General features: G+C 59.9%; 16 protein-coding genes. 9 read left to right on the forward strand and 7 right to left on the reverse strand.

Annotated elements, in window-relative coordinates:
• Positions 1-164: 164 nt before the first annotated feature.
• From speB to QU606_RS26890, 5 genes are all read left to right on the forward strand, one after another.
• The gene (gene speB / locus QU606_RS26870) at positions 165-1,115 is read left to right on the forward strand and encodes an agmatinase (protein WP_017845302.1); all 951 of its coding nucleotides are present in this window, start codon (positions 165-167) and stop codon (positions 1,113-1,115) included.
• The gene (locus QU606_RS26875) at positions 1,115-1,537 is read left to right on the forward strand and encodes a nuclear transport factor 2 family protein (protein WP_304997824.1); all 423 of its coding nucleotides are present in this window, start codon (positions 1,115-1,117) and stop codon (positions 1,535-1,537) included. Before speB ends, QU606_RS26875 begins: the two co-directional genes overlap by 1 nt.
• Before the next feature lie 21 nt (positions 1,538-1,558).
• Complete coding sequence (locus QU606_RS26880) at positions 1,559-3,070, forward strand: cytosine permease (protein WP_069076823.1); 1,512 nt, start codon at positions 1,559-1,561, stop codon at positions 3,068-3,070.
• A gap of 34 nt (positions 3,071-3,104) precedes the next feature.
• Positions 3,105-4,487, forward strand: coding sequence for a sodium:solute symporter (locus QU606_RS26885; protein ID WP_024076788.1), 1,383 nt, complete (start codon positions 3,105-3,107; stop codon positions 4,485-4,487).
• A gap of 207 nt (positions 4,488-4,694) precedes the next feature.
• On the forward strand, positions 4,695-5,006 hold the full coding sequence (locus tag QU606_RS26890) for a hypothetical protein (protein ID WP_024076789.1): 312 nt from the start codon (positions 4,695-4,697) through the stop codon (positions 5,004-5,006).
• A 72-nt stretch (positions 5,007-5,078) separates the two neighbouring features.
• Here the strand turns inward: QU606_RS26890 and QU606_RS26895 are convergent, their stop codons facing one another.
• Positions 5,079-5,201 carry a PA1414 family protein gene (locus QU606_RS26895; RefSeq protein ID WP_003193089.1) on the reverse strand — a complete coding sequence of 41 codons (123 nt, stop codon included), beginning with the start codon at positions 5,199-5,201 and terminating at the stop codon, positions 5,079-5,081.
• 142 nt (positions 5,202-5,343) lie between these two features.
• Positions 5,344-6,237 (reverse strand): LysR family transcriptional regulator, encoded by an 894-nt coding sequence (locus tag QU606_RS26900; RefSeq protein ID WP_024076790.1) that lies wholly within the window; start codon positions 6,235-6,237, stop codon positions 5,344-5,346.
• A 103-nt stretch (positions 6,238-6,340) separates the two neighbouring features.
• On the opposite strand from QU606_RS26900, the gene QU606_RS26905 reads away from it, so the two are divergent.
• Complete coding sequence (locus tag QU606_RS26905) at positions 6,341-7,549, forward strand: MFS transporter (RefSeq protein WP_102623513.1); 1,209 nt, start codon at positions 6,341-6,343, stop codon at positions 7,547-7,549.
• On the opposite strand, the gene QU606_RS26910 is transcribed toward QU606_RS26905, so the two are convergent.
• From QU606_RS26910 to QU606_RS26920, 3 genes are all read right to left on the reverse strand, one after another.
• Positions 7,461-8,903 (reverse strand): NCS1 family nucleobase:cation symporter-1, encoded by a 1,443-nt coding sequence (locus QU606_RS26910; RefSeq protein ID WP_102623514.1) that lies wholly within the window; start codon positions 8,901-8,903, stop codon positions 7,461-7,463. The two genes, QU606_RS26905 and QU606_RS26910, sit on opposite strands and share 89 nt — an antisense overlap.
• 199 nt (positions 8,904-9,102) lie before the next feature.
• Positions 9,103-9,501, reverse strand: coding sequence for a DUF2177 family protein (locus tag QU606_RS26915; RefSeq protein WP_024076793.1), 399 nt, complete (start codon positions 9,499-9,501; stop codon positions 9,103-9,105).
• Between the two features lie 113 nt (positions 9,502-9,614).
• Positions 9,615-10,451 carry a S1 RNA-binding domain-containing protein gene (locus tag QU606_RS26920; protein ID WP_010208634.1) on the reverse strand — a complete coding sequence of 279 codons (837 nt, stop codon included), beginning with the start codon at positions 10,449-10,451 and terminating at the stop codon, positions 9,615-9,617.
• 322 nt (positions 10,452-10,773) lie between these two features.
• Here QU606_RS26920 and QU606_RS26925 point away from each other — a divergent pair, with 322 nt between their 5' ends.
• The 3 genes from QU606_RS26925 (at position 10,774) to QU606_RS26935 (ending at position 12,815) form a co-directional block, all read left to right on the forward strand.
• A complete protein-coding gene (locus QU606_RS26925) occupies positions 10,774-10,953 on the forward strand; it encodes a hypothetical protein (protein WP_003193095.1) in 180 nt (59 codons plus the stop codon).
• 206 nt (positions 10,954-11,159) lie between these two features.
• On the forward strand, positions 11,160-11,882 hold the full coding sequence (locus tag QU606_RS26930; RefSeq protein ID WP_069076820.1) for a TorF family putative porin: 723 nt from the start codon (positions 11,160-11,162) through the stop codon (positions 11,880-11,882).
• 66 nt (positions 11,883-11,948) lie between these two features.
• A complete protein-coding gene (locus QU606_RS26935) occupies positions 11,949-12,815 on the forward strand; it encodes a DUF6279 family lipoprotein (RefSeq protein WP_024076795.1) in 867 nt (288 codons plus the stop codon).
• On the opposite strand, the gene copD is transcribed toward QU606_RS26935, so the two are convergent.
• Both copD and copC read right to left on the reverse strand, forming a co-directional pair.
• Positions 12,812-13,693, reverse strand: coding sequence for a copper homeostasis membrane protein CopD (copD, locus tag QU606_RS26940; protein WP_069076819.1), 882 nt, complete (start codon positions 13,691-13,693; stop codon positions 12,812-12,814). The genes QU606_RS26935 and copD overlap by 4 nt on opposite strands.
• Positions 13,690-14,076, reverse strand: a complete 387-nt coding sequence (gene copC, locus QU606_RS26945; protein ID WP_069076818.1) for a copper homeostasis periplasmic binding protein CopC — start codon at positions 14,074-14,076, stop codon at positions 13,690-13,692. The genes copD and copC overlap by 4 nt, the downstream gene beginning before the upstream one ends.
• Positions 14,077-14,085 lie beyond the last annotated feature (9 nt).

Raw genomic sequence — 14,085 nt, forward strand, 5'->3', positions numbered from 1 at the left:
CGGTAACTGTAGGAGCAATCTCGCGCCTACAAGAATCGTCAGAGTCTACCTCAGCCATTAGTTTAGAAAAATCTGAACTAAGTATTTGCCCCTGGCGATTCTTCCCTCCCCTGGCTTTTCGCAGAATCGACCCCTAATAAACAAAACAACGCTGAGGCAATCCTGTGGACAAGATTTTCCACCAACCACTGGGCGGCAACGAAATGCCGCGCTTCGCCGGCATCGCCACCATGATGCGACTACCCCACCTACAGTCGGCCAAGGGCCTGGACGCCGCGTTTATCGGCGTACCGCTGGACATCGGCACGTCGTTGCGCGCCGGCACCCGCTTCGGGCCGCGTGAAATCCGCGCCGAATCGGTGATGATCCGTCCTTACAACATGGCCACCGGCGCCGCACCGTTCGATTCGTTGTCGGTGGCCGACATCGGCGACGTGGCGATCAACACCTTCAACCTGCTCGACGCCGTGCGCATCATCGAAGAAGCCTATGACGAAATCCTCGAACACAACGTGATCCCCATGACCCTGGGTGGCGACCACACCATCACCCTGCCGATCCTGCGGGCGATCCACAAGAAACACGGCAAGGTCGGGCTGGTGCACATCGATGCCCACGCTGACGTCAATGACCACATGTTCGGCGAGAAAATCGCCCACGGCACCACCTTCCGCCGCGCGGTGGAAGAAGGCCTGCTCGATTGTGACCGTGTGGTGCAGATCGGCCTGCGTGCCCAGGGCTACACTGCCGAAGACTTCAACTGGAGCCGCAAGCAGGGCTTCCGGGTGGTCCAGGCCGAAGAATGCTGGCACCACTCCCTCGCACCGTTGATGGCCGAAGTACGCGAAAAAGTCGGTGGCGGCCCGGTGTACCTGAGTTTCGACATCGACGGTATCGACCCAGCCTGGGCACCTGGCACCGGCACCCCAGAAATTGGTGGGCTGACCACGATCCAGGCAATCGAGATCATCCGTGGTTGCCAGGGCCTCGACCTGATTGGTTGCGATCTGGTCGAGGTTTCGCCGCCCTACGACACCACCGGCAACACCTCGCTGCTGGGCGCCAACCTGCTGTACGAAATGCTCTGCGTACTGCCCGGCGTGGCCCATCGCTGATGAGCGCCCGTGAGGTGTTGAAAGCTGCGGCCGACTTGGTGTCAGCCTTCGCGCGCAATGATCGCGAGGCTTACTTCGGCGCGTTCAGCGCCGATGCCAGCTTCGTGTTCTACACCCTCCCCCAGCCGCTGCTCAGTCGCGATGCCTACCAGGCGTTGTGGGACAGTTGGCGGCGGGACGAGGGATTCGAAGTGCTGTCCTGCACCTCAAGCAACGCCTTTGTCAGCCTGCAAGGCGACGTGGCGATTTTCATGCATGACGTGGCCACCGAGCTGCGCATGAACGGGGAGCAATTTTTTAGCCAGGAACGCGAGACCATTGTCTTCAAACGGCAAGGGCTGCGCGCAGAACAACAAGAAGGCCTATGGCTGGCCTGTCACGAACATTTGTCCGCTATGCCGGAAGGGCTGCCGCCCCCTTAGCCAATGTGATCGGAGCTGATCATGAATAATAAAAACAACGACAACAGTATTCGCAAAATAGAAACCAACGGGGTCGAACAGATCCCGGACCACGAACGTACCGCGGGGCCCAAGGATCTGTTTCGCCTGATCTTCGGCGGTGCCAATACCTTTGCCACCGCCGTGCTGGGTTCCTTTCCGGTGTTGTTCGGCTTGTCGTTCCAGGCTGGGGTCTGGGCGATTGTGCTGGGCGTGCTGGTGGGGGCCGTGATTTTGGCGCCCATGGGCCTGTTCGGGCCGATCAATGGCACCAATAACGCCGTGTCTTCCGGCGCGCACTTTGGCGTGCATGGGCGAATTGTCGGTTCGTTTTTGTCATTGCTGACCGCGATTGCGTTCTTCTCACTGTCGGTGTGGAGTTCCGGTGATGCCCTGGTCGGCGGTGCGAAACGCCTGATCGGCCTGCCGGAAACCGACCTGACCCTGGGCCTGGCCTACGGCGTATTCGCGATTCTCGTGCTGACGGTGTGCATCTACGGCTTTCGCTTCATGCTGTGGGTCAACCGCATTGCCGTGTGGGCGGCGAGCCTGCTGTTCCTGCTGGGCATCTTCGCGTTCGCGCCAACCTTCGACAGCCACTTCGCCGGCACCGTCGCGATGGGCCAGAGCGGTTTCTGGGCGGCCTTTATCGGCGCCGCGCTGGTGGCCATGAGCAACCCGATTTCCTTCGGTGCGTTCCTGGGTGACTGGTCGCGCTATATCCCGCGGGAAACCCCGAAGGGCCGGATCATGCTGGCCGTGGTCCTGGCGCAGGTCGCCACCTTGATTCCGTTCCTGTTCGGCCTGGCTACCGCCACCATCGTGGCGATCAAGGCGCCGGACTACATCGCGGCCAACAACTATGTCGGCGGCTTGCTGGCGGTGGCACCTAGCTGGTTCTTCCTGCCGGTGTGCCTGATTGCAGTGATCGGCGGCATGTCCACCGGCACCACGTCGCTGTATGGCACCGGGCTGGACATGTCCAGCGTGTTTCCGCGCGTTTTGTCGCGGGTCAAGGCCACGCTGCTGATCGGGGTGATGTCGATTGCCTTCATCTTTATCGGACGTTTCGCCGCCAACCTGGTGCAAAGCGTGTCGACCTTCGCCGTGCTGATCATCACCTGCACCACGCCGTGGATGGTGATGATGATCATCGGCCTGATCGTACGCCGAGGCTTCTACTGCCCGGATGACCTGCAGGTGTTCACCCGCGGCGAAACCGGTGGCCGCTACTGGTTCAGCCATGGCTGGAACTGGCGCGGGCTGGGAGCCTGGATCCCGAGTGCGCTGGTGGGCCTGTGCTTCGTCAACTTGCCTGGGCAGTTTGTCGGGCCGCTGGGCAACTTGGCCGAGGGTATCGATATCAGCCTGCCGGTGACGCTGGGGCTGGCCTCGGTGGTGTACCTGACCTTGCTTCGCCTGTTCCCGGAACCGGCTGCCGTCTATGGGCCAACGGACCCTCGCAGCCAGCGCACTGACGCGCGCGCGCAATCAGCGCAGCAACAGACCGCCTGACCCCAATAAAAAAGATAATCGGAGACTCGCCGTCATGGCTTTGGATTTATTCGTCGTACTCATCTACGCCGCCGGCATGCTTGTGCTCGGCTACTACGGCATGCGCCGCGCCAAGACTCACGAAGACTACCTGGTGGCCGGGCGTAACCTGGGGCCATCGCTGTACATGGGCACCATGGCCGCCACGGTACTGGGCGGCGCGTCCACCGTCGGTACCGTGCGCCTGGGCTATGTGCACGGCATCTCTGGCTTCTGGCTGTGTGCCGCATTGGGCATGGGGATCATCGCGCTGAACCTGTTTTTGGCCAAGCCGCTGTTGAAGCTGAAGATCTTCACCGTGACCCAGGTCCTGGAAAAACGCTACAACCCCATGGCTCGCCAGGCGAGTGCGGTGATCATGCTAGCCTACGCGCTGATGATCGGCGTGACCTCGATCCTGGCCATCGGCACGGTGCTGCAAGTGCTGTTTGGCCTGCCGTTCTGGATCTCGGTGGTATTGGGCGGTGGCGTGGTCGTGGTGTATTCGACCATCGGCGGCATGTGGTCGCTGACCCTCACCGACATCGTGCAGTTCGTGATCAAGACCGTCGGCCTGATGTTTATCCTGCTGCCGATCTGCCTGTACCGCGTGGGCGGCTGGGATGAGCTGGTGGCCAAGCTGCCAGCATCGAGCTTCAGCTTCACCGCGATCGGCTGGGACACGATCATCACCTACTTCATGATCTACTTCTTCGGCATCCTGATTGGCCAGGACATCTGGCAGCGGGTGTTCACCGCCCGGGACGAAAAGGTCGCCCAGTACGCAGGCACTTTCGCTGGTTTCTACTGCATCCTCTATGGCCTGGCGTGTGCCTTGATCGGCATGGCGGCGCACGTGCTGATCCCGGATCTGGATAACGTCAATAACGCGTTTGCGGCGATCGTCAAAGCGTCGCTGCCGGATGGGATTCGCGGGCTGGTGATTGCGGCGGCACTGGCGGCGATGATGTCCACCGCCAGCGCGGGCTTGCTGGCGGCGGCCACCGTATTGACCGAAGACCTGCTGCCACGTTTACGCGGTGGTAAACAGTCGAGCCTGGCAATCAACCGCCTGTTCACAATGTTGACCGGTATCGTCGTGCTGGGTATCGCACTGGTGGTAAATGACGTGATCAGCGCCCTGACCCTGGCCTACAACCTGCTGGTGGGTGGCATGCTGATCCCGCTGATCGGCGCGATCTTCTGGAAGCGGGCAACCACATCGGGGGCAATCACGTCCATGACCCTGGGCTTCGTGACGGCGCTGGTGTTCATGTTCAAGGATGGGCTGGATGCGAACACGCCGATCTACTACAGCCTGGCGGTGGCGTTGGTGAGCTTTGTGCTGGTGAGCTTGTTGTCGCGCCAGCCGGAGGCGGAGGTGGCTCGGGCGTTGTAAGAAATAACGGGTTTAGAGCGGTTTCTTCAGCGGGTGCGACGTCGGATGTCGCACCCGTTTTTTTTGCGTGGATTCTGGAGTTTCCGTTGGTCTGGACTGGTATTTCTGACAGTAGATATGAGGCTGAACGCAGCATTAGCTTGACACTGCAATGTCAAGCTGGAAACAGCTGGGCTTATAGTTACCTTTACGGAACGAGGTGTTGAAATGAAAAATCCAAAAGCTTCACATCCACCCGGACCTACAGTACCCGCCAACTTGCAAACCGGTGACAGGGTGCATCTGAACGGAAAAAATGTGGAGGTCTACTCCGGCCTATGTAGGCTCCTATTCAATAACGCAACAGGAAGCCTCGCTTTTCCTCTGTCTATAAGCCGCAACTACGCTCATGAAATTTACTTTCAAGTCGATCCCAATTACACCGGCGAGTTTTCCGTCGTTGGAGAGTACGCCCCAAACAGCCCGGTTAATGAGGATGATCGCAGCTTCGGGAAGACAAAAATCACCCGCTCTAAATAACACCTATACAGACCTTTACTCCGCAACGCTCACACAGCTCGTAACGTGCTTCGTGTGAGCGCTTCCCAAGTCTTACCGACGACGAGGACGACGCTGCTCGTCATCAGTACGAATCGGCACCGGTTGCAGCGGTGGCTCGATCAAGCCCAGTGCAACGCCGAGGTCGTGGAGCCAATTTTGGATTTTCTCTTTCATGGTTGCCCCCTTTGAGGGTAATGCGGGTAGGCGCAAATTCTGTCGCCCTTTCCTACATTGATAGTAGCCCTAAGTCCTACGTATTGCTTGAACGAAACCACAACGAACTATTACCGAATCGATCCCAATCCTGACGGATCGCTCAAGCAATCGCGCGCGTGCCTGGCAGGGACTCGGCCTTGCCCTCTTGCTGCAGGTCGATCCATGCATTGAGGTTAGCGCCGAGCATACCCTTTCGCCACATCAGCCAGGTGGTCGCAGTGGCAAAATGCCCTGTCAACGGATGAACGGACACACCGTCCTTGCCCGGCAGGCTGTCGAGCATGGATTCAGACATCAAGGCCACACCAGAACCGGCGATGACGCAGGCGAGCATGCCCTGGTAAGACTCGATCTCAATCGCCCGGCCCATGGCGACGTGCTCGTGGGAAAACCAGGTTTCCAGGCGCGTGCGATAGGCGCAGCTGCGTCGGAAAGTGAACACCGAACGGCCAGCAACGTCCTGGGGGCCGCGCACCGGCGGGTGATCGGCTTCGCATATCAGCACCAGGCGTTCTTCGCACAGGGCTAAACCGTCCAACGAGGCGATGGTGATGGGCCCATCCACAAAAGCAGCATCCAGGCGACCGGTAATCAACCCTTCGAGCAATTCACCGCTGGGCGCCGATTGCACCTGCAAGTTCACCATCGGGTACGCCTTGTGATAACGCGCCAACAGCTTCGGCAAGTGCACCGCCGCCGTGCTGTACATGCTGCCCAGTACAAAGTCGCCGGCCGGTTGCCCGCCTTGCACGGCGCCATGGGCTTCATCGTGCAGCGCCAGCAGACGGGTGCTGTAGTCCAGCAACACCTTGCCCGCCGGAGAAAGCTGCAAACGCTGGCGTTCGCGCACAAACAGCTCGACGCCGAGCTGTTCCTCCATCTGCCTGAGCCGGGTCGACAGGTTCGATGGCACACGGTGCAGGCGCTCGGCAGCGCGGGTGATGGAGCCCTCTTCCGCCACGGCCTGGAAAATGCGCAATTGACTGAACTCCACACCTTTCTCCAAAACTGAACAAGTTACTCACTATTATTCATTTTTACAGAAAGTCAATTCGCTTTAGCCTACAGGCATTCGCTTTCGTCCAGGACGCCTGCCCATGTCTGCGCTGATCCGCTTACTCGCCAGCTTTATCGCCCTGATGATGGCCATGGGCATTGGCCGCTTCGCCCTCACCCCGCAAATGCCCCATCTGCTCAGCGAAGGCCAGATCGACCTGACCGGCGCCGGGCTGATCGCCGCCGCCAATTACCTGGGTTACTTCGTGGGAGCGGTGGACTCGATCTTCGCCCGCAGCCATCACCACGTGCGTGGTCGCCTGTATGGCGGGCTGTGGTTGTGCGTGCTGCTGACCCTGGCCTCGTACTGGGCCCATGGGTTCTGGCCGCACCTGCTGTTGCGCTTCGGTACCGGCGTTGCAAGTGCCTGGGTATTGGTGATGATCACCAGCCTGAGCCAGCCACTGGCGATTGCCGCTGGACGTGCACGCCTGGGGGCGCTGGTGTTCGCCGCGCCAGGGCTGGGGATTCTGTTGACCGGATTGCTGGCGTTGGGCTCCAACCTGTTGGGCCAAAGCTCTGCAACGTTGTGGCTGGTCTATGGCGTCGTGGCGCTGGTGATGCTGCTGGCAATCTTGCCATGCTTGCCCCAGCCGTCCGCCGTCACTGCGCCTGTTGCAAGCCACGCCGACACAGCCAGCAACGGCAGCATTACCCACCTGTGCTGGATCTATGTGTTGTTCGGCCTGGGCTACATCATTCCGGCGACGTTCCTGTCACAGATGGCCAGCGCGCAATTCAAGGGCGCCTGGCAGGCCGATCTGTTCTGGCCCTGCTTTGGTTTGGCGGCGGCGATTGGCGTGGTGGTCGCAAGCCTGCGGCGCAAGGACCCGGACACCACCCGCCGCTGGCTGATGAGCACGTTGTGGCTGCAAGCGGCCGGCGTATTTGCCTGCCTGCTGGGTAACGGTTGGGGTCTGGCGCTGGGGGTGTTGCTGTGCGGCGGGCCCTTCCTGGCCTGCATGCAGTTGGTGATGGCGCGCCTGCGGGACGTTGCACCCCACGGCTATCAGCGCAACACCGGGCTGCTGACCGCCAGCTTTGCCATCGGCCAATTGAGTGGGCCGTTGCTGGCGTCGGTGAGCAGCCACCTGAGCGGTGGCCTGCAACCCGCGTTGCTGATCGCCGGTGCAGGCCTGTTAGTGGCGGGAGGGGTGTTGGTCAGCCCGCGACCAACGGTGCCGGCGCACGAACCTGCTCACGCCGCGCCAGCACCAGGAAAAACAGCCCACCCAGGAAGCAGCCGGTAAACCAGGCGAAGTTGGCCATGCCCTGCAAGGCTGGGGTAAAAGTGATCGCGACACCCACCAGCGTCGCGGGCAACAGGGCCTTGACCGCTGTCCAATTCACACCGCCGTCGAAGTAATAGCGCCCGCTGGGGCTGTCATCGAACAGCGCATCCACATCGATCTTCTGCTTTTTGATCAGGTAGAAGTCCACCAGCAGAATCCCGAACAGCGGCCCGATGAATGCCGCGAGGATGTCGAGGGTGTAGTGGATCATCAGCGGGTTATTGAACAAGTTCCACGGCGTAATGAAGATCGACGCCACCGCCGCGATCATCCCGCCGGCACGCCAGCTGATCTTGCTTGGCGCGACGTTGGCAAAGTCAAAGGCCGGGGACACGAAGTTGGCAACGATGTTGATGCCAATGGTCGCCGTCACAAAGGCAAAGGCCCCCAGCAACACGGCCATGCTGTTGTCGATTCGCGACACGGTGGCGATCGGGTCATGCAGCATTTCGCCAAACACCGGCAAGGTGCCCGAGACGATCACCACGGTAACCAGGGAGAACGCCAGGAAATTCACCGGCAACCCCCAGAAATTACCGCGCCGCACATCATGCATACTGCGGCAGTAGCGGCTGAAGTCGCCGAAATTCAGGGTCGGCCCGGAGAAATACGAGACCACCAGCGCCGTCGCCACTATGACCTGGCCAAACGCCTGCCAGCCCGACAGGGATTTCTCCGACAGGGTAAAGCTGATATTCGCCCAACCCGCCTTCCACACAATCCAACCCGCCAGGACGAACATCACCGCGTAGACCACCGGCCCGGCCCAGTCGATAAAACGGCGGATGGATTCCATGCCGGCCCAGAACACGGCCGCCTGCAGCACCCACAGGCTCAGAAAACCCAACCAGCCAAGGTAGGACAGGCCTGCGAAGTGCGGCTCTGCATACACGGCCATCTGCGGGAAAAAGCGCAGCACCACAATGATCAGGGCACTGGACGCCAGATAAGTCTGAATGCCATACCACGCCACGGCGATCAGGCCGCGAATCACCGCAGGAATATTCGCACCAAACACGCCAAACGCCAGCCGGCAGATGACCGGATAAGGCACCGCTGCTTGCTGACTGGGCTTGGCCACCAGGTTGGCAATCAATTGCACGATGCAAATACCCGCGAGCAAGGCGATTAACACCTGCCAACTGGCTAACCCGAGGGCGAACAGGCTGGCGGCGAATACATAGCCACCGACGCTGTGCACGTCGCTCATCCAGAACGCGAAGATGTTGTACCAGGTCCACTTCTGCGGCTGCGGGCCCAGGTCCTGGTTATACAGGCGGGGGCTGTAGCCTTTGGGCAATTGTTCGGTCATCGCTGGGCTCCTCGAAATACCGGCCTGCGCTGCCGTAACGGGATGCATACGGGAGGCGGCATGGTTTGTATACGATAGAGTCAGCAGAATGCGTGCCAATAGCACACAATCCCCCTGCAGCGCGGGTTGCAAAGGTATTTATGCTTGGCTAGAGGCTGGTAAGACGCTCAGCAACGGTGCACATAAATCCTGTACACAATCACCGGTGCACTCGATGTGCACACAAGTGCCCGACCGTGCAGCACGCCGCGGTCAGAAGAGTGCCCCACGCCATGTCCATCACCGCCAAGCCGGCCGACCAGCCTTGCAGCGTGGCCCAATTGCTCAGGTCATAGGTGCCATAGGCCACCAGGCCGAGCAAAGCACCCAGGCGCGCCGCGCGTTGCCAGCTTGCGCTGGGAAGGACCACCAAGACCACGCAACCGATGGCGTACAGGAGATAGAACAGCACGGCGGGCAACAGGCGAGGCTGATCAAGCATCAGTGGGCCCAGCAGGGATTTGTAGGTCGGGCCCATAAGGACGCCGAGCCAGAGGCCGTCGAGCACCAGAAAGGCGAACAAGGTGCCGAGGTAGGCGAAGACAGACGTCTTGGACATTGATACAACCTCTGTAGGAGCGAGCGTGCTCGCGAATGTATTCCAAGCGCATCGCTGCGTCGGATGTACCTTTTTCGCGAGCACGCTCGCTCCTACCAGAGAGCCAAGCGAACTCAGCTTAGTTCAATGCGATCCGCGTGAATCACAATCTGGCCCTGCTTGTAGAGTGCACCAATGGCTTTCTTGAAGTTGCCCTTGCTCACGCCAAACAAGTTGCTGATCACCGCCGGGTCGCTCTTGTCGCTGACCGGCAGGCTGCCGTTGTTTTCACGCAACTTGGCGAGGATCTTCGAGTTCAGGCTGGAGGCCGCTTCCTGGCCAACCGGCTGCAGGCTCAGGCTGATATTGCCATCGGCGCGGATCTCCTTGATAAAGCCCTTCTCTTCCTTGCCCGGGCGCAGGAACTTGAACACTTCGTTCTTGTGAATCAAGCCCCAGTGCTTGTTGTTGATAATCGCCTTGAAACCCATGTCGGTGGCTTCGGCCACCAGCAGATCGACCTCCTGGCCCACCTGGTAGTTGGCCGGCGTCTTGTCCAGGTAACGGTCCAGGCGTGCAGTCGCCGTGATGCGCTTGGTGTGCTTATCGAGGTAGACGTGCACCACGCAATATTCACCGGCGCTCAACTGGCGCTTTTCTTCCGAATACGGCAGCAACAGGTCCTTGGGCAAGCCCCAATCAAGGAACACACCAATACTGTTGACTTCGACGACTTTCAAACTGGCAAATTCGCCGACTTGAACTTTCGGTTTTTCGGTGGTGGCGATAAGTTTGTCATCGCTGTCCAGATAGATGAAAACGTTAAGCCAGTCTTCATCTTCACTGGGAATATCTTTGGGGATGTAACGATTAGGCAAGAGGATTTCGCCATCTTGCGCACCATCCAAGTACAAACCAAAGTTAGTGTGTTTAACCACTTGCAAGCTGTTGTAGCGCCCGACTAAAGCCATTTCCAATACCCTCATTGCGTGGGCGGCATTCTACCCGAGTTGCGTGCAGCACGCGCGCGCGCCTGAAAAATCGCGGCTGGCATGGCGTTCTACTGGCAGCGCCCCGCTCGTCAGATCAAACAGCTCGATTGCTCCACGGCACAACGGCCATTTCACCCCCAGCGTTACGAGTTAAAACAGTCAGTTAGGCGCTTATTGCAAAGTTAAAACCAGCTGATTTTCCAGCCCACTTATAATTCCAAGGGGATATTTACCAAGCAATTGTCAAGTATTTCCTGTACGATGCCTGGCCAAGTTAATTTTCTACAGGTTAGTGGCCGCCATGCGCGTAAAAGCATCCAACAGCAAAGCAAAGCCAGCTCCCGCCGTTGAAACCAGCGAATCGATCAACAGCCAGATTGCTGCGTTCCTCAAATCCGGTGGCGAAATCCAGCAGATTGCCAAGGGCGTGAGCGGCCAGACTTTCGGCCCGTCCAAGCAAATCAGCCTGGGCAAGAAGTAACCCCCGCGCAACGCACCTGGTCCCTAAGCGTCTTGCCTTCAAGGCGCTAGGACTAGAGCCCGAAATACCCGCTTGCCTGATCCTCTAATACGTTAATCGACGAACGGGACTCATCGCCTGGCATTCGCCGGTATGCTTGCACACGTCTAGCACGGGCATCTGCCCGATTTTTCCGTCACTGCTCCTCGCTTTTCATGGAGTGAAGCATGCTCAAACCCTACATCTTCCTGGTCAGTGCCTTGGCCGCCAGCCCGCTTGCCCAAGCGCAGATCTTCCAGCGCGAATTGGGCGACTTCGACCTTAAATTGGGCACCACCCCCAGCCGCAGCATGGCCCAGGGCCTGGTCAAGCCGACATCGCCCGGCAGTGATTCATTCCATGGCGGCCTGGACCTCAGTCACGACAGCGGTCTGTACATCGGCCAGTTTTCCCCGAACATGGGCCTGTCATCGACCAGCAACCTCGAGGTCGATTCCTACATGGGCTTCAAACATCCTTTCGACCAGACCCTCGGCTACGAAGTAGGGCTGATCCACTACAGCTACCCCACGCTCAGCCTCAGGAACAGCCAGGAGTTCTACGGTGGCCTGAACCTGTTGGGCAACCGCTTCGGTGCATCCTTCAGCAACGACCCCGACCGCCAGGACAGCACGCTGTTTGCCGACCTCAGCGGCACCCAGCCTTTCGGCATTGGTGTCAGCATGAAGTACACCACCCATCAACTGGGCACGCCAGCGTCGGTGGAAGGCGGCGCCATCAGCAGTTTCAGCGACTGGTCGGTGCAGTTTTCCCGCGCCTGGAAAGGCATTGACCTAGACCTGATCTACAGCGGCTCCAGCCTCACCGGCAGCGATTGCTCGGCCTACTCCGGACACAATTCGCAATGCGATGGCCTGTTGACCTTGAAGGCCGCGCGGTCGTTTTATTGATGGGCTGAACTGTGGTGCCTGCCGCGGGTTCACATGCACTAACCCCTCCCGCGCAAGGACCCGCCCATGCTGCAACGGCTCAAACTTCTGCTGGTATTGCTGGCCCTGAGCCTGGTGCTCGCCGGCTGCAATCGCGTGGGCCTGGCCTACCGCAATCTCGATGTCATCATCCCCTGGACCCTCAGTGACTACCTGGACATGACCCCCGGGCAAAAGACCTGGTTCAACGACACACTCAAGGAACACCTGGCCTGGCACTGCACCACACAACTGCCGGGTTATCTGGATTGGCTCGACCGCCTGCAACAGATGGTCGACAACCACCAGGTCACCGACGCCGCACTACAGACCCGCACCGTCGAAGCCAAACAGGCGATTGCCGAGATTGCGCAACAGGTCACCCCGTCAGCGATCCAATTGCTGCAAGGCCTGGACGACCAACAGGTCAAGGACATGAACCAAGCCCTGGCCAAAGACCTGCGCAAACGCCAGGACGAATACCTCAAGCCGCCCCTCCCCCAGCAGATCAAGGAACGCGCCGAGCGCATGAACAAGCGCCTTGAGACCTGGATGGGCCCGCTCAGCGCCAGCCAGCAGAACCGCGTGATGACCTGGTCAATCGACCTGGGTGAACAGAACCAGCAGTGGATCGGCAACCGCGCCCGCTGGCAGGCGCAATTTATCGAAGCGGTGCAACACCGTGACGGCGCCGATTTCCCGCAGAAAATCGAGCAATTGCTGGTGAACCGCGAAAGCCTATGGACTCCAGAGTATCGCGTCGCCTACGCCCAGACTGAAACAGCTGCCCGTAGCCTGCTCGTGGATCTGACGGCTGAAAGCACAGTGCAGCAACGGCTGAAACTCTCGCAAAAAATCGACAAGGTCCGCAGTGACTTCCAGGCGCTCAAGTGCCTGAAAAGCGTGCAACCCTAGCCCGGCGCCAAGGTTCCCAGCCAAGCCACCAGCCCCAGGATCAATACCACCGCGCCGAACTCCAGGGCCATGCTGCGCCGCAGCACGCGGCCCGCAGCGGCAGTGTCGCCCGCCGCCAGGGACCGTTGCAGAAACGGAACCAGATGGAAACGATTGAGTGCCGCCAGCCCCAGCATCAAGCTAAAAACGCCGAGCTTCAGGCCCAACAGGATCGCGTAGACACTGCCGTTGATGCCGTCCAGGTTCGGCCCCACCACCAACAGATAATTGACCCCACCGGTGACGATCAGCACCGCGACGAATCCCGCGCCGATACGCTCAAACCCTGCAAGTGCCCCGGCCAACACCTCGACGCGATAACGGTCCCGAAACAATGCGCGCCTCAACAACAGCCCAAACGCCGCCAACGCCCCGACCCAGCCTCCCGCAGCCAGCAGATGTGCCGCGTCGCTGATGATGTGCCACGCGCCCAGCATCCCTTCGTGCATCACGCCGTGCCCACTCCAGACCAGTGTCACGAGCGCGACGCCCCCCAACACCGTGGCCGGCAGCAAGCGGGTAGTACACCCTGCCAGGACCAGCGCCACGATACGCAGGCACCAGGCCACACCCAGGTCGGTCTGCCAGAGCATCATCTGCAAATGTGGCCATAACGCCTGCCAATCGCTGGCGCCACTCATGGCCTGGGTCATGGACAGCAGCGACGCCACGGACAACAACACCCCCAGGCCCGCCGTCCACCCCATCAGCCTCTTGAAGTTCAGTAGCGTGCGCTGCGAAGCGTTCAGCCCGTAAAGCCCAAAGAGCCCGAAGCCAAACAACAACATCAGGTCAAGATAGAGGGCAAACCGCAGGGCGACTTGGCTCAATTCACTCATGGCTGAACGCTGAATACTACGTTACCGGTGATCGGGTGCGTATCGGACGACACCGCGCGCCAGTCAACCCGATAGGTACCGGTGCTCAGCACGGAAGCCGGCTTGATCAACATCACTTTGGGATCGGTGCTCGCCGCCACACTGGCCTTGACCGGCATCGGCGAGTTGGGCATGCCGGGCATATCGGTCATGGTCAGCTTGGCGCCGGAAAACTGCGTCAGCAGGTTCTCCGAGAAGCGCAGCTCTATGACCGCGGGCGGCGTGCCCTGGGTGCCAGCGGCTGGAATGGACGAGAGCAATTTCGGATGGGCCGCGGCCGGCAGGCTGAGGATTAATCCGGCCCACAGCGCACCACCCGCTAACGCAGTTTTCAACAGAGACATGCAAGGCTC

It is taken from the genome of Pseudomonas sp. OVF7, assembly GCF_030644265.1.
In the GTDB taxonomy this organism is placed as follows: Bacteria; Pseudomonadota; Gammaproteobacteria; order Pseudomonadales; family Pseudomonadaceae; genus Aquipseudomonas; species Aquipseudomonas gorinensis.